This window comes from Streptomyces jumonjinensis (assembly GCF_009600885.1).
Lineage (GTDB): Bacteria > Actinomycetota > Actinomycetes > Streptomycetales > Streptomycetaceae > Streptomyces > Streptomyces jumonjinensis.
In genome coordinates this window covers 1-14,045 of record NZ_VCLA01000147.1, presented here as the reverse complement: position 1 = coordinate 14,045, position 14,045 = coordinate 1, and the positions used below count along the sequence as shown (strand labels likewise).

The 14,045-nt window shown below is 69.8% G+C and carries 14 protein-coding genes and 5 tRNA genes; 4 read left to right on the top strand and 15 right to left on the bottom strand.

Annotated features, from left to right (window positions below; all coding sequences use genetic code 11):
• Positions 1-33: 33 nt before the first annotated feature.
• Positions 34-1,044: an NAD(P)H-dependent glycerol-3-phosphate dehydrogenase gene (locus FF041_RS18595; protein WP_323372262.1), complete on the bottom strand. Its 1,011-nt coding sequence runs from the start codon at positions 1,042-1,044 to the stop codon at positions 34-36.
• Complete coding sequence (locus FF041_RS18590; protein ID WP_323372263.1) at positions 1,041-1,793, bottom strand: lysophospholipid acyltransferase family protein; 753 nt, start codon at positions 1,791-1,793, stop codon at positions 1,041-1,043. The genes FF041_RS18595 and FF041_RS18590 overlap by 4 nt, the downstream gene beginning before the upstream one ends.
• Before the next feature lie 188 nt (positions 1,794-1,981).
• On the opposite strand from FF041_RS18590, the gene cofC reads away from it, so the two are divergent.
• Positions 1,982-2,623, top strand: a complete 642-nt coding sequence (gene cofC, locus FF041_RS18585; protein WP_153523868.1) for a 2-phospho-L-lactate guanylyltransferase — start codon at positions 1,982-1,984, stop codon at positions 2,621-2,623.
• A 38-nt stretch (positions 2,624-2,661) separates the two neighbouring features.
• Entirely contained in the window at positions 2,662-2,865 is a 204-nt protein-coding gene (locus tag FF041_RS18580; protein WP_153486309.1) for a hypothetical protein, read from the top strand.
• A gap of 104 nt (positions 2,866-2,969) precedes the next feature.
• Here the strand turns inward: FF041_RS18580 and FF041_RS18575 are convergent, their stop codons facing one another.
• The 4 genes from FF041_RS18575 to leuC all read right to left on the bottom strand — a co-directional run bounded on the left by FF041_RS18575 (position 2,970) and on the right by leuC (position 6,159).
• Positions 2,970-3,641, bottom strand: a complete 672-nt coding sequence (locus FF041_RS18575; protein ID WP_323372264.1) for an HU family DNA-binding protein — start codon at positions 3,639-3,641, stop codon at positions 2,970-2,972.
• A gap of 155 nt (positions 3,642-3,796) precedes the next feature.
• The gene (locus FF041_RS18570; RefSeq protein ID WP_153523867.1) at positions 3,797-4,024 is read right to left on the bottom strand and encodes an SCO5555 family protein; all 228 of its coding nucleotides are present in this window, start codon (positions 4,022-4,024) and stop codon (positions 3,797-3,799) included.
• 104 nt (positions 4,025-4,128) lie between these two features.
• Positions 4,129-4,722 carry a 3-isopropylmalate dehydratase small subunit gene (leuD, locus tag FF041_RS18565; RefSeq protein WP_153523866.1) on the bottom strand — a complete coding sequence of 198 codons (594 nt, stop codon included), beginning with the start codon at positions 4,720-4,722 and terminating at the stop codon, positions 4,129-4,131.
• A gap of 6 nt (positions 4,723-4,728) precedes the next feature.
• Positions 4,729-6,159 carry a 3-isopropylmalate dehydratase large subunit gene (leuC, locus tag FF041_RS18560; RefSeq protein WP_153523865.1) on the bottom strand — a complete coding sequence of 477 codons (1,431 nt, stop codon included), beginning with the start codon at positions 6,157-6,159 and terminating at the stop codon, positions 4,729-4,731.
• 141 nt (positions 6,160-6,300) lie between these two features.
• Here leuC and ndgR point away from each other — a divergent pair, with 141 nt between their 5' ends.
• The gene (ndgR, locus tag FF041_RS18555; RefSeq protein ID WP_153486315.1) at positions 6,301-7,017 is read left to right on the top strand and encodes an IclR family transcriptional regulator NdgR; all 717 of its coding nucleotides are present in this window, start codon (positions 6,301-6,303) and stop codon (positions 7,015-7,017) included.
• A gap of 154 nt (positions 7,018-7,171) precedes the next feature.
• On the opposite strand, the gene FF041_RS18550 is transcribed toward ndgR, so the two are convergent.
• The 9 genes from FF041_RS18550 to FF041_RS37990 all read right to left on the bottom strand — a co-directional run bounded on the left by FF041_RS18550 (position 7,172) and on the right by FF041_RS37990 (position 11,196).
• Positions 7,172-7,244, bottom strand: a tRNA-Glu gene (locus FF041_RS18550).
• Positions 7,245-7,269: 25 nt separating this feature from the next.
• Positions 7,270-7,341: transfer RNA gene (locus FF041_RS18545), tRNA-Gln, on the bottom strand.
• A gap of 16 nt (positions 7,342-7,357) precedes the next feature.
• A tRNA-Glu gene (locus tag FF041_RS18540) sits at positions 7,358-7,430 on the bottom strand.
• Between the two features lie 84 nt (positions 7,431-7,514).
• A tRNA-Glu gene (locus FF041_RS18535) sits at positions 7,515-7,587 on the bottom strand.
• Positions 7,588-7,609: 22 nt separating this feature from the next.
• A tRNA-Gln gene (locus FF041_RS18530) sits at positions 7,610-7,681 on the bottom strand.
• 88 nt (positions 7,682-7,769) lie between these two features.
• Positions 7,770-8,489, bottom strand: a complete 720-nt coding sequence (locus FF041_RS18525; protein WP_153523864.1) for an HAD family hydrolase — start codon at positions 8,487-8,489, stop codon at positions 7,770-7,772.
• 149 nt (positions 8,490-8,638) lie between these two features.
• Entirely contained in the window at positions 8,639-10,111 is a 1,473-nt protein-coding gene (gltX, locus tag FF041_RS18520) for a glutamate--tRNA ligase (RefSeq protein WP_323392087.1), read from the bottom strand.
• Entirely contained in the window at positions 10,104-10,889 is a 786-nt protein-coding gene (locus FF041_RS18515; protein ID WP_323392085.1) for a fumarylacetoacetate hydrolase family protein, read from the bottom strand. The genes gltX and FF041_RS18515 overlap by 8 nt, the downstream gene beginning before the upstream one ends.
• A gap of 145 nt (positions 10,890-11,034) precedes the next feature.
• A complete protein-coding gene (locus tag FF041_RS37990; protein ID WP_194292085.1) occupies positions 11,035-11,196 on the bottom strand; it encodes a hypothetical protein in 162 nt (53 codons plus the stop codon).
• Positions 11,197-11,746: 550 nt separating this feature from the next.
• On the opposite strand from FF041_RS37990, the gene FF041_RS18510 reads away from it, so the two are divergent.
• The coding region (locus tag FF041_RS18510; RefSeq protein WP_407698170.1) for a sensor histidine kinase at positions 11,747-14,045 on the top strand (2,299 nt) is incomplete at its 3' end.

Here is a 14,045-nt window from a genome sequence, read left to right as displayed (position 1 = left end):
CCGGGAGTCAGCGTCGGCGGCACGCCGGAGGCGTCAGCGGCGCTCCGGCTTCGCGCTGCGCGACATCAGCTCCTTGAGCGCCACCACGGGCGGCTTGCCCTCGTGGACGATGCCGACGACGGTCTCCGTGATGGGCATGTCGACCCCGTGTCTGCGGGCCAGATCGAGCACGGACTCACAGGACTTGACGCCCTCGGCGGTCTGCTTGGTGACCGCGATGGTCTCCTGGAGCGTCATGCCCCGGCCGAGGTTGGTGCCGAAGGTGTGGTTCCGGGAGAGCGGGGACGAACAGGTCGCCACCAGATCGCCGAGGCCCGCGAGTCCGGCGAAGGTCAGCGGGTCGGCCCCCATCGCGACGCCGAGCCGGGTGGTCTCGGCCAGACCGCGGGTGATCAGCGATCCCTTGGTGTTGTCGCCGAGGCCCATGCCGTCCGCGATGCCGACGGCGAGCCCGATGACGTTCTTGACCGCGCCGCCGAGTTCACAGCCGATGACGTCGGTGTTGGTGTACGGGCGGAAGTAAGGGGTGTGGCAGACGGACTGGAGCCGCTGGGCGACGGCTTCGTCGCGGCAGGCCACCACGGCGGCTGCGGGCTGGCGCTGGGCGATCTCCTTGGCCAGATTGGGCCCGGTCACCACGGCGACCCGCTCGGCGGGAACCCCCGCGACCTCCTGCACGACCTCGCTCATCCGCTTGGCGCTGCCGAGTTCGATGCCCTTCATCAGCGACACCAGCACGGTGTCGGCGGGCAGCTGCGGCGCCCAGGCGGCGAGATTGGCGCGCAGCGTCTGGGACGGCACCGCGAGAACGGTGAAGTCCGCCCCGCGCAGCGCCTCGGCGGGGTCGGTGGTGGCCCGCAGCGAGGGCGGCAGCTCGATGCCCGGGAGATAGTCGGGGTTGGTACGGGTGGTGTTGACGGCCTCCGCGAGTTCGGCGCGGCGACCCCAGAGGGTCACCTCGCAGCCCGCGTCCGCGAGCACCATGCCGAAAGCCGTTCCCCATGAGCCGGTGCCGAAGACGGCGACCTTGGCGGGGTGTGTCACTGGGTTCCTTCCCCTGCGGCCTTGCGCCGCTGTTCTTCCCGGGCGGTGCGGTGGTCGTACGGCTCGGAAGGCGCCTTCTCGCCGCGTACGTCCTCCAGAAGCGCGGTGATCTCGGCCATGATGGCCTCGGTCGCCTCGCGCAGCACCTCGGGTGTCGGCTCCCGATCGTAGAACCGGCTCAGATCGACGGCCGGTCCGGCCTGCACGATCAGGGTCTTACGGGGGAACAGCCGCACCCGGTTCGCCGTGGCGTAGGGCGGCATCGCCAGATGGGCCCCCCACTGGGCGACCGGGATGACGGGGGCCTTCGTCTGGAGGGCGATACGGGCCGCACCGGTCTTGCCCGCCATGGGCCACAGCTCCGGGTCGCGGGTGATGGTGCCCTCGGGGTAGAAGGCCACGCACTCGCCCCGCTCGATGGCGGCGACGGCGGAGCGGTAGGCGTCGAGGGCGTCGGTCGTCTCCCGGTACACGGGGATCTGCCGGGTACCGCGGAGCATCATCCCGACGAACGGGGTCTTGAACAGCCCGGCCTTCGCCAGAAAGCGGGGCACTCGTCCGGTGTTGTACTGGAAGTGCGCATAGGAAAGGGGGTCGAGATACGAGTTGTGATTGACCGCGGTGATGAATCCGCCGTCGGCCGGAATGTGTTCCATTCCCCGCCAGTCCCGTTTGAACAGAACCAACAGCGGCGGTTTAGCGATGACCGCCGCCAGGCGGTACCAGAAGCCGATTCTACGGCGGGACACTCGGACACCCTTCCTCTCCGCCCGGGCCTATGCCCGGATGCCGGGGGTCAAGTGTCGCCCCAGGCACCTGGTCTGTCGAGCACACCGTACGCTCCGGTCACCGGACCGGACCTCCGGGAGTTCCCGGGGCGGGCCACAATAAGGGCCGACGCGCATGGACGGAGAGGCTAGCCACGAACACCGACCTGATGACCCGCTGGTCCCTGGTGATCCCGCTGAAACCGCTTGTACTGGCCAAGAGCCGACTCGCGCCCGCGGCCGACGACGCGCTGCGCCCGCATCTCGCGCTCGCCTTCGCCCAGGACACGGTGGCGGCGGCGCTGGCCTGCCCCGCCGTACGGGATGTGGCAGTTGTCACGGACGATCACGTGGCGGGCGCGGAGCTCTCGGCGCTCGGCGCGCGCATCGTGCCCGACGCCCCGGCCGCCGGGCTCAACGCCGCTCTGGCGCACGGCGCCCGGACGGTGCGCCGCGCCAGGCCCGGCGCGGCGGTGGCCGCGCTCAACGCGGATCTGCCCGCGCTGCGCCCGCGGGAACTGGCGCGGGTGCTCGCATACGCGGCGGGGTTTCCCCGGGCATTTCTCACCGACGCGGCCGGTGTCGGCACGACTTTGCTCTCGGCGGCGGCGGGCGTGGAATTGCGCCCGGGATTCGGCGGCCCCTCCCGGTTGCGGCATTCCTCGTCGGGTGCCAGGGAAATTCGGCTCGATGGTGTGGATTCGGTGCGCCAGGACGTGGACACTCCCGATGATCTGGCGGCGGCGCTCTGTCTGGGCGTGGGTCCGCGAACGGCACAGCGGCTGGAAGCGGGCGCATCCGCGGTGGACTGACGATGCCCCGGACCGCGCCGGGGATTAGGGTTGCGCTCATGCAGGCGACCTCATACACATACGATCCCGAAACCCGCAGCGGGAGTGTGCTGCTCGACGACGGCACTCCGGTGGAATTCGACGCGGCGGCATTCGACGCGGGCGGGCTGCGGCTGCTGCGGCCCGGTCAGCGGGTCCGTATCGAGACGGAGGGAGCGGGCGGAAGCCTGCGGATCACCCTGGTGACGCTCCAGACCCTCTAGCCCCTCCGCCCCCGGCCCTCCGGTGCGGCGGACGCAGACCGCGGGCCGGGCTCCCCGAGGGGAGCCCGGCCCGGCGTGTGAGTGGCCCGGTGACCTGGTGCCGCTTACCTCTTCCTGGCGGTCGCGGTCTTCTTCGCGGTGGTCTTGCGCGCCGTGGTCTTCTTGGCCGGCGCCTTCTTGGCGGTGGCCTTCTTGGCCGGGGCGGTCTTCTTCGCCGTGGCCTTCTTGGCGGGAGCCGCCTTCTTGGCCGTGGTGGCCTTCTTGGCCGGTGCCGCCTTCTTCGCGGTCGTGGCCTTCTTCGCCGTCGTCGCCTTCTTGGCGGTCGTGGCCTTCTTGGCCGGTGCCGCCTTCTTGGCGGTGGTCGCCTTCTTCGCCGTCGTCGCCTTCTTGGCGGTGGCCTTCTTGGCCGCGGCCTTGGCGGTGGTACGGGTGGAAGCACCGCCCGAGAGGCTGCCCTTGGGCGCCTTCTTCACCGAGACCTCGCCGCCGCGCGGGAGCTTCTTCGAACCGCTCACCAGGTCCTTGAAGCCCTGGCCCGCGCGGAACCGCGGCACGGAGGTCTTCTTGACCCGCACCCGCTCACCCGTCTGCGGGTTGCGGGCGTAGCGGGCGGGACGGTCGACCTTCTCGAACGAGCCGAAGCCGGTGACCGAGACCCGGTCTCCGGCGACGACCGCGCGGACGATCGCGTCGAGCACCGAGTCGACGGCGTCCGCGGCCTGCTGTCGGCCGCCGAGCTTGTCGGCAATCGCTTCTACGAGCTGCGCCTTGTTCACGTCTTCCCCTTCGGAGACATCGCCTGAACGAATGCGCCCAGGCTTTTTCGCACGTTAGGCAGATATATACCGCAAATCAAACACGAAACGGTCTAATCACCCTAGTGCCGCAACGAACTCGACTGCGGAAGTCGTCGCTCGCTGGAGTTCGGGTGTCAGTCGCCTTCAGGGAATCGGCCCTCGTCGAGGTCCTTCATCAAGCGTTCCAGACGCCGTGCGGCATCCGGGAGATCGTGCTTCGCCGCGGCCGTGACGACCAGCAGCTTCCGGATGAGCGCCTTCCTTACGCTCTCCGGGACTTGCAGTGCGCGCACAGCGGTGTGCGCTTCCTTCAATCGGGCCGCGACAGCCGCGTAGAGCTTGAGTTGGCTGTCGTGTTCCATGCACCGATTGTGCCATCTGGGGCGAGTTGTCGCCCGGCAGGGTCTCAACAGACGGCTGAGCCCCCCACCGGGCGGTGGAGGGCTCAGTCGGGGAAAACCGCTGATCAGACCTGAATCGTCCGCGGCTTGAAGGTGGGGCGGGACGATTCGTAAGTCGAGATGTCCGTTTCGTTCTGAAGGGTGAGGCTGATGTCGTCCAGACCGTTCAGCAGCCGCCAGCGGGCGTTCTCGTCCAGTTCGAAGTCGGCGGTGAGGTCCGCCGCGCGGACCTGGCGGGACTCCAGATCGACGGTGATCTCCACCGTGGGATCGGCCTCGGTCAGCTCCTGGAGCCGCTCCACGGTCTCCTGCGGCAGAACCACGGTCAGCAGGCCGTTCTTGAGCGAGTTGCCCCGGAAGATATCGGCGAACCGGGAGGAGACGACGGTCTTGAAGCCGTAGTTCTGGAGCGCCCAGACGGCGTGCTCACGGGAGGAGCCGGTGCCGAAGTCGGGGCCCGCGACCAGGACCGTGGCCCCCTGTCGCTCCGGCCGGTTGAGCACGAAGTCGGAGTCCTTGCGCCAGGCCTCGAAGAGCCCGTCCTCGAACCCGTCGCGGGTGACCTTCTTCAGCCAGTGGGCCGGAATGATCTGGTCGGTGTCGACATTGCTGCGGCGCAGCGGGACGGCCCGGCCGGTGTGTGCGGTGAATGCTTCCATGGCTGATCAGACTCCAGCGGGCGTACGGGCGGCGTCGTCGGACAGATCGGCCGGGGAGGCCAGATGTCCCAGTACGGCGGTGGCGGCGGCGACCTGGGGCGAGACCAGATGGGTGCGTCCGCCCTTGCCCTGCCGGCCCTCGAAGTTGCGATTGGAGGTGGACGCGGAGCGCTCGCCGGGGGCGAGTTGGTCGGGGTTCATGCCCAGACACATCGAACAGCCCGCGTGCCGCCACTCCGCGCCGGAGGAGGTGAAGACCTTGTCCAGGCCCTCGGCGACGGCCTGGAGGGAGACCCGTACCGACCCGGGGACGACCAGCATCCGCACCCCGTCGGCGACTTTACGGCCGTCCAGGATCGCGGCGGCCGAGCGCAGGTCCTCGATACGGCCGTTGGTGCAGGAGCCTACGAAGACGGTGTCCACCTGGATGTCCCGCAGCGGCTGCCCGGCGGTCAACCCCATGTACTCCAGGGCCTTTTCGGCGGCGAGCCGCTCCGAAGCGTCGTCGTACGAAGCCGGGTCGGGGACGCTGGCCGAGAGCGGCGCGCCCTGGCCGGGGTTGGTGCCCCAGGTGACGAACGGGGCCAGCTCGGCGCCGTTGATGATCACCTCGGCGTCGAAGACGGCGTCGTCGTCCGTCCTGAGGGTCTTCCAGTACGCGACGGCCGCGTCCCAGTCCTCGCCCTCGGGGGCGTGGTCCCGGCCGTGGAGGTAGTCGAAGGTGGTCTGGTCGGGGGCGATCATGCCCGCGCGGGCCCCGGCCTCGATCGACATGTTGCAGATGGTCATCCGGGCCTCCATCGAGAGCTTCTCGATGGCCGGGCCGCGGTACTCCAGGATGTAGCCCTGGCCACCGCCGGTGCCGATCCTGGCGATGATCGCCAGGATCAGGTCCTTGGCGGTGACTCCGTCGGGCAGCTCGCCCTCGACGGTGATCGCCATGGTCCTGGGGCGGGCCAGCGGCAGCGTCTGGGTGGCGAGCACATGCTCCACCTGGGAGGTGCCGATGCCGAAGGCCAGCGCGCCGAACGCGCCGTGGGTGGAGGTGTGGGAGTCGCCGCAGACCACGGTGGTGCCGGGCTGGGTCAGTCCCAGCTGGGGGCCCACCACATGGACGACGCCCTGTTCCACGTCGCCGAGCGGATGCAGCCGTACGCCGAACTCGGCGCAGTTCCTGCGCAGCGTCTCCAACTGGGCGCGGGAGACCGGGTCCGCGATGGGCTTGTCGATGTCGACGGTCGGGGTGTTGTGGTCCTCGGTCGCGATGGTGAGGTCGAGCCGCCGTACCCGCCGGCCGTTCTGGCGGAGTCCGTCGAACGCCTGGGGGCTGGTCACCTCGTGCAGGAGGTGCAGATCGATGTAGAGAAGATCGGGCTCGCCTTCCGCGCGCCGGACGACATGGTCGTCCCAGACCTTCTCCGCGAGTGTCCTACCCATCGCTTTCCCTCCGGCCGGCCGCTCTGCCGGCACTCCTTGAGACCTGTGCGGACCCATGGAGCGCGGGCCGCCTCTCCAGGCTGGCTGATTCTCGGAAAATTTGAACTTGCGTTTCACACTGTGAGACGCAAGTATCGTTGCATGGACAACTCTAGCGGCGTCGGCGTTCTCGACAAGGCGGCTCTGGTTCTGAGCGCACTGGAGTCCGGTCCGGCCACCCTCGCCGGGCTGGTCGCGGCGACCGGACTCGCGCGGCCCACGGCCCACCGGCTGGCAGTGGCCCTCGAACACCACCGGATGGTGGCGAGGGACATGCAGGGCCGGTTCATCCTGGGCCCCCGGCTGACGGAGCTCGCCGCGGCGGCGGGCGAGGACCGGCTCCTGGCCACGGCGGGCCCGGTGCTCACACATCTGCGCGATGTGACCGGGGAGAGCGCGCAGCTCTACCGCCGCCAGGGGGACATGCGCATCTGTGTGGCGGCGGCGGAGCGGCTGTCCGGACTGCGGGACACCGTCCCGGTGGGCTCCACGCTCACGATGAAGGCCGGCTCGTCGGCGCAGATCCTGATGGCCTGGGAGGAGCCCGAGCGGCTGCACAGGGGCCTTCAGGGGGCGCGGTTCACGGCGACGGCGCTCTCCGGCGTACGGCGCAGGGGCTGGTCCCAGTCGATCGGCGAGCGCGAACCGGGCGTGGCCTCGGTCTCGGCCCCGGTGCGCGGCCCCTCCAACCGCGTGGTGGCCGCCGTCTCGGTCTCCGGGCCGGTCGAGCGGCTGACCCGGCACCCGGGCCGGATGCACGCCCAAGCGGTCATAGACGCGGCCGGCCGGCTGAGCGAGGCGCTGCGCCGAAGCGGCTGAGACACCCCGTCCGCGCCCGGCGCGGAGCTCTCATGGACCCCCGGCGACACCGACAACTCGCCGGGGAGTGCGGGGAGTTCCGCGCCGGGCGCGTCCCGAGGCAGCGAACGCGAAGAAGCCCTCCGCGATGATCGCGGAGGGCTTCCTCCTTGCGTACCCCCGACCGGATTCGAACCGGCGCTACCGCCTTGAGAGGGCGGCGTGCTAGGCCGCTACACAACGGGGGCAAGTTTGAGATCTGAGAGAGATCCGCTGGGCTACCAGGACTCGAACCTAGACTAAATGAACCAGAATCACTCGTGCTGCCAATTACACCATAGCCCATGGTGGTTTAGACCAGTACCCCCGACCGGATTCGAACCGGCGCTACCGCCTTGAGAGGGCGGCGTGCTAGGCCGCTACACAACGGGGGCCCTAGCGATCCCACCCGGCCTGAGCCGGGCTCTGTCACTGCGCGATCACCGGGAGCGACCCTGGTGAACAGCAGGATGGATCTGTACCCCCGACCGGATTCGAACCGGCGCTACTGCCTTGAGAGGGCAGCGTGCTAGGCCGCTACACAACGGGGGCTTTGCAGATAAAGCTCTGCGAGCTGGCCTACCAGGACTCGAACCTAGACTAACTGAACCAGAATCAGTCGTGCTGCCAATTACACCATAGGCCACCAAAACGCAACCCCCGGTGGGGGGTCTTGTTCGGCTTGCGCTTTCCGTTCCGGCCTTTCGACCTTCTCGGGCGGCGCAGGAAGAACATTACCCGAAGGTGGACGGCGCTCCAAAACGGGTATCGCCCAGCAACAGGGCGGGAAGCTGGTCGAGCCCGGTGATCCGGATCAGGTCGGGCCGGCCGCCGGCGCCGAAGCGGTCGAGCCAGATTCCGGCGAGCCCCGCCTCGATGGCCCCGCGCGCGTCGATATCCGGTTCGTCGCCGATGTACGCGACGTCCTCCGGCGGCAGTCCCAGCGCCTCGCAGGCGGTGTGGAAGGCCGCGGCCTCGGGCTTGGAGACGCCGAGCTCGGCGGCGCAGACGACGGCCTCGAAACGGTCGCGTACGCCGAGGACCCGCAGCTTGTGCTCCTGGACGGTGAGGGAGGAGTTGGAGAGCACGGCATGGCGGTACTCCCCCGCCAGCAGGTCGAGTGCGGGCACGGCGTCCGGGAAGAGGGCCCAGGCGGCCTCGTAGTGGACCAGATACCGGTCGAACCAGCTGTCGGCCTCGGCGTCGCTCAGCGCCCGCCCGGTGAACGTCCGCACCCGGTCGCGCCGCTGTCCCGGCCAGTCGGTCTCCCCGGCGGAGAAGCGGGCCCAGTGCAGAGCGGTGATCCGCTGCCAATGACCGAGGGCCTGGTCGGCGGAGTCGTATCCGCCGGCCAGGCCCTCCGCCTGAAGGTGGCGCAGCATTCCCGCGCGGTCGGCGCCGCGGTAGTCGAAGATCGTGTCGTCTATGTCCCAGAGGACCGCGCGGATCGCCATGATCCTCACGGTAGCCCGGGTCCGCCCCGGCCGCCGGGGGTTCCGGGGCATCCCGGGGTCTCTGGAGCCCGCAGCGCCCGCAGAGCCCGCCCGACCCCCGACCAGGCGGTCAGGCGGTCAGGCGGTCAGGCGGTCAGGCGGTCAGGCGGTCAGGCCAGCTTCGCCAGGGCCGCGTCGATCCGCGCCAGGGTCTTCTCCCGGCCCAGGATCTCCAGGGACTCGAAGAGCGGCAGCCCCACCGTGCGCCCGGTGACCGCGACGCGGACCGGGGCCTGGGCCTTGCCGAGCTTGAGGCCGTGGGCCTCGCCGGCGGCCAGGACGGCCTCCTTCAGGGACTCGGCGCTCGTCCAGTCCGCCGCCGCGAGCTTCTCGCGGGCCGTGGTCAGCAGCGCGTCGGACCCCTCCTTCATCGCCTTCGCCCAGGACGCCTCGTCCTCGACGGGGGCGTCCAGGAAGAGGAAGTCGACGTTGGCGGTGATGTCCGAGAGGACGGTCAGCCGGGTCTGCGCGTACGGGGCGATGGCCTCCCACGCCGCGCGGTCGAACCGCTCCGGGGCCCAGTTGGCGTACGGGGCCTCCAGCCAGGGGGCGCATGCCTCGGTGAACGCCTTCACATCCAGCCGGCGGACGTGGTCGGCGTTGATCGCCTCGGCCTTCTTGAGGTCGAAGCGGGCCGGGTTGGCGTTGACGTCCGCGACGTCGAACTTCTCGATCAGCTCGGCGACGGAGAACACGTCCTGGTCGGCGGAGAAGGACCAGCCGAGCAGCGACAGATAGTTGAGCAGGCCCTCGGGGAGGAAGCCGCGCTCGCGGTAGAGGTTCAGGGACGCCTGCGGGTCGCGCTTGGAGAGCTTCTTGTTGCCCTCGCCCATCACATACGGCAGATGACCGAAGGCCGGGATCTCCTTCGCGACGCCCAGCTCGATCAGCGCCTTGTACAGCGCGACCTGGCGCGGCGTCGAGGAGAGCAGATCCTCGCCGCGCAGTACGTGGGTGATCTCCATCAGCGCGTCGTCGACCGGGTTGACCAGCGTGTAGAGCGGGGCCCCGTTGGCGCGCACGATCCCGTAGTCCGGCACGTTCTCCGGGGTGAAGGTCAGCTCGCCGCGCACCAGGTCGGTGAAGGTGATCGGCTCGTCGGGCATCCGGAAGCGGACGATCGCGGGGCGGCCCTCGGTCTGGTAGGCCGCGATCTGCCCGGCGGTGAGCTCACGGCAGTGGCCGTCGTAGCCGGAGGGCCGGCCGGCCGCGCGGGCGGCCTCGCGGCGGGCGTCCAGCTCCTCGGTGGAGCAGTAGCAGTGGTACGCGTATCCGCCGTCCAGGAGCCGCTGGGCGATGTCCCGGTAGACGTCCATGCGCTCCGACTGGCGGTAGGGCGCGTGCGGGCCGCCGACCTCGGGGCCCTCGTCCCAGTCCAGGCCGAGCCAGCGCATCGAGTCCAGCAGCTGCTGGTAGGACTCCTCGGAGTCGCGCGCCGCGTCGGTGTCCTCGATGCGGAAGACCATGGTGCCGCCGTTGTGCCGGGCGAAGGCCCAGTTGAACAGGGCGGTGCGGACCAGACCCACATGCGGGTTGCCGGTCGGCGAGGGACAGAAACGTACGCGGACGTTCGCGTTAGCCACGCTTGATCACCTTGTTGGTGAGAGTGCCGATGCCTTGGATGGTGACGGCGACCTCGTCGCCGACGTTGAGCGGTCCGACTCCGGCGGGGGTGCCCGTGAGGATGACGTCGCCCGGGAGCAGTGTCATGGCCTCGGTGATGTTGACGATCAGCTCTTCGATGGAGTGGACCATCTGGCTGGTGCTGCCGAGCTGGCGCTGCTCGCCGTTGACCGTGCACTGGACGGCGAGGTCCCCGGCGGTCTTCAGATCGATGTCCGTCTCCACCCACGGGCCGAGCGGACAGGAGGTGTCGAAGCCCTTCGCCCTGGCCCACTGCTTCTCGCGCCGCTGCACATCGCGGGCGGTGACGTCATTGGCGCAGGTGTAGCCCAGGATGACGTCCTTGACGCGCTCGCGGGGGACTTCGCGGCACATACGGCCGATGACCACGGCCAGTTCGGCCTCGTGGTGCAGTTCCTGCGAGAAGGAGGGGTACGCGATGGCGTCCCCGGGACCGATCACCGAGGTGGACGGCTTGAAGAAGGCGAACGGCGCGTCGGGGAGCTCGTGCCCCAGCTCCGCCGCGTGCTCCGCGTAGTTGCGGCCGAAGGCCACGACCTTGTTGGGGAGCACGGGCGGCAGAAGCCTGACCTTGCTCAGCGGAACCTTGGTCCCGGAGAGTTCGAAGTCCGCGAACGGAATGCCCTTGATGATGTCGAGGACGAGCCCGTCCGGGCCCTCGCCCTCGACCGCGCCGAAGGCGACATTGCCGTCGATGGAGAACCTGGCGATGCGCACGGGATGCGGCTGCCCCTCTACTACTGCTGACGCTGCTGGAGTCTGACGCTCCAGGCTAACGCGGCGGGGGCGGACGCCTCGCGCGACGGTCCGGGCGGGACGGGACCCCGTCAGGCGGGTCCGGCCGGGGCGCGCGTCGGGGTGTCTAGGCTTCGGGGGCGTCCATCAGGATGGTGCGGCGGGGGTTGGCCGTCTGGGCGGGAAGCTCGACCACGCTCTCGGGGCGCTCCGGGGCCTGGAACTCGCCCGCGTCCTTGAGATGCGCGAGCGTGGTGCGCCGGGGGTTCGCTATGTTGCGGAGCGTCATCGTCATCATCTCGTCTTCCGGTTGACAGAACGGCGGACATGTAAAGCGCCAGGCTAAACGCCCGTTTCCCCGAGAAAGCGGGGAGAGACCATGCGATGCATGTGATTTTGCTCACGAATTAGGCGGCAATTCGGTCATTTCAGACCGTGTCTTCACGGTCGAGAAACGGACATTGATCACTGAAGCGGTCATTACGCTCTCGATCATGGCGACTGGGGCACCCTTCACTTCTCGCGAAATCGCACATAAATGTCCCATTTCGCCCCTGAACTCTTTCTACACCTTGTGATACGCCACTCACGCCGTGTCACGCGGGTCACAGCACGGGACTCGGCCCTTGTTGGAGATCCGGCACTGTGCTGGAATTCCACGCACCGCCGCGGTGTCTGTCCGGCGCGCAGGGGCGCAGCACAGCGCCGAGCGGCGGCGGGAAAGGGGGAGAAGCGCCGGTCACTCACGACCACCATCGGGGCGCTTGCAGCGCCTCACCGACGCCGACACCGTCCCGCCGTGCCACGGGGGGACGCCTGGTCAAGAGGGTGCGACGCTAGTGCAGGGACGTTTCAAGAGGGATGGCACGGGGTCTCCCCCGGCCCGCCAGGGTCGAGGGGAAGCTGCTGCGGAACAGGAGCCGCGCGGCGGGACCGACCGCGGCTCCTCGCCCCAGCACACCCAGAACCAGGGACCGGCGAGGACCGGCGACGGCGGCGAGCGCTCCGCCCGCCGCCCGGGCGCCGCTCCACCACAGGGAGCCGGCCGCCCCGGCGCAGCTCCCGCCCAGGTCCCCCCGGGTCCGGGCCCTTCGGGTCCTTCGGGTCCCGGCGGCGGTCCGGGCAAACCGGGCGGACCCGGTGGCTCCGGCCCCGGCGGTCCTGGCGGCCCCGGTCCTGGTAGCCCCGGCCCCGGCGCTCCGGCCGGCGACGGCGCCAAGACCCCGCCGGCGGGCAAGTCCGCCCCGGACACCGGCTCCCGGATGGCCCTGCGCAACTGGCGCATCAGCACCCGCCTCGTCTCCCTGCTGACCCTCCCGGTGGTCGCCGCGACCACCCTGGGCGGGCTGCGGATCACCGAGTCCATGGACCGGATGCAGCAGCTGGACCATATGCAGCTGCTCACCGACATGACCCAGGAGGCGACCAAGCTCGCCGACGCGCTCCAGGCGGAGCGCGACCTGACCGCCGGTCCGCTGCGGAACAAGGTCAACAAGAACGACTTCAAGATCACCGATCCGCGCGAGCGGACCGACCGGGCGAGCGCCAGCTTCCTCAAGACCACCCTCGGCATCCCCAACGACGACGAAGACGATTCGCTGCGGAGCATCCGCGCCAACGCGAACGAGATCGCCACCGACATCAGCGAGCTGAGCAGGATCCGCAAGGAGGCGTACTCCTCGGATCTGCCGAACTCGCTGACGGTCGACCGCTACCACCGCCTGATCGAGTCCCTGCTGAGCCTCTCCCAGGACATGGCGCAGGCGACCAGCAACCCCGAGATGATCAAGCGGACCCGGGCGCTGGCGGCCTTCTCGTCCGCCAAGGAGTACGCCTCCGTACAGCGCGCGATCATCGCCGCGGCGCTGCCCGGCGGAGCCGGCTCCGAGGGCCCCGGCCTGCGGGAGAGCGACCGCGAGTACGGCCAGGCCGCCCTGGAGAACGACCGTAACGAGCTGAAGCGCTTCCAGCGGGTCTACGAGTCCTCCGGCGGCGACGCCCAGCAGCTGATCAAGCCGCTGGAGAAGGGCAACTCCAACATCGGCGTCGCCGAGGACTACGCCCGGCGCTCCTTCGCCACGCCCGACGGTCTCAAGGAGCGGGAGAAGCGCTCGTACCTGGACTGGACCGACGACTACGGCGTCCGCATCAAGGCGATGGAGCAGATCGAGGCCACGCTGCTGGACGAGATGGAGTCCAAGGCGCGTGAGCTGCGCGAGGAGTCCCAGCAGGAAGCGATCATCAACGGTGCGCTGATCCTCGTCGTCCTCGGCGTCTCGCTCATCGGCGCCTTCGTCGTGGCCCGCTCCATGATCCGCTCGCTGCGCCGGCTCCAGGACACCGCGACCCGGGTCGCCCAGGACCGGCTGCCCGAGCTGGTCAAGCAGCTCTCCGAGTCGGACCCGCAGGACGTCGACACCTCCGTGGAGTCGGTCGGCGTGCACTCCCGGGACGAGATCGGCAAGGTGGCCGCGGCCTTCGACGACGTGCACCGCGAGGCGGTCCGCCTCGCCGCCGAGCAGGCGCTGCTGCGGGGCAACGTCAACGCGATGTTCACCAACCTCTCCCGGCGCTCCCAGGGCCTCATCCAGCGTCAGCTCTCGCTCATCTCCGAACTGGAGTCCCGCGAGGCCGACCCGGACCAGCTCTCCTCGCTCTTCAAGCTCGACCACCTCGCGACCCGAATGCGCCGGAACGGCGAGAACCTCCTCGTCCTCGCGGGCGAGGAGCCCGGACGGCGCTGGACCCGCCCGGTCCCGCTGGTCGACGTGCTCCGTGCCGCCGCCTCCGAGGTGGAGCAGTACGAGCGCATCGAACTGGCCGCCGTCCCCGCGACCGAGGTCGCCGGACGCGTGGTCAACGACCTCGTGCACCTCCTCGCCGAGCTGCTGGAGAACGCCACCTCGTTCTCCTCCCCGCAGACCAAGGTCCGGGTCACCGGTCACGCCCTGCCCGACGGCCGGGTCCTGGTCGAGATCCATGACACCGGCATCGGCCTCTCCCCCGAGGACCTCGCCGCGATCAACGAGCGGCTGGCGTCGCCGCCCACCGTGGACGTCTCGGTCTCCCGCCGGATGGGTCTGTTCGTGGTCGGCCGGCTGTCCCTGCGACACGGCATCCGCATTCAGCTGCGCCCCT

Excerpts from the sequence above, each read along its gene's own strand:
- cofC (WP_153523868.1), top strand. The coding sequence starts at position 1,982 with ATGACCCGCTGGTCCCTGGTGATCCCGCTGAAACCGCTTGTACTGGCC.
- leuD (WP_153523866.1), bottom strand. The coding sequence starts at position 4,722 with ATGGAAGCATTCACCGCACACACCGGCCGGGCCGTCCCGCTGCGCCGC.
- leuC (WP_153523865.1), bottom strand. The coding sequence starts at position 6,159 with ATGGGTAGGACACTCGCGGAGAAGGTCTGGGACGACCATGTCGTCCGG.
- FF041_RS37990 (WP_194292085.1), bottom strand. The coding sequence starts at position 11,196 with ATGACGCTCCGCAACATAGCGAACCCCCGGCGCACCACGCTCGCGCAT.
- FF041_RS18580 (WP_153486309.1), top strand. The coding sequence starts at position 2,662 with ATGCAGGCGACCTCATACACATACGATCCCGAAACCCGCAGCGGGAGT.
- FF041_RS18525 (WP_153523864.1), bottom strand. The coding sequence starts at position 8,489 with ATGGCGATCCGCGCGGTCCTCTGGGACATAGACGACACGATCTTCGAC.
- ndgR (WP_153486315.1), top strand. The coding sequence starts at position 6,301 with ATGGACAACTCTAGCGGCGTCGGCGTTCTCGACAAGGCGGCTCTGGTT.
- FF041_RS18570 (WP_153523867.1), bottom strand. The coding sequence starts at position 4,024 with ATGGAACACGACAGCCAACTCAAGCTCTACGCGGCTGTCGCGGCCCGA.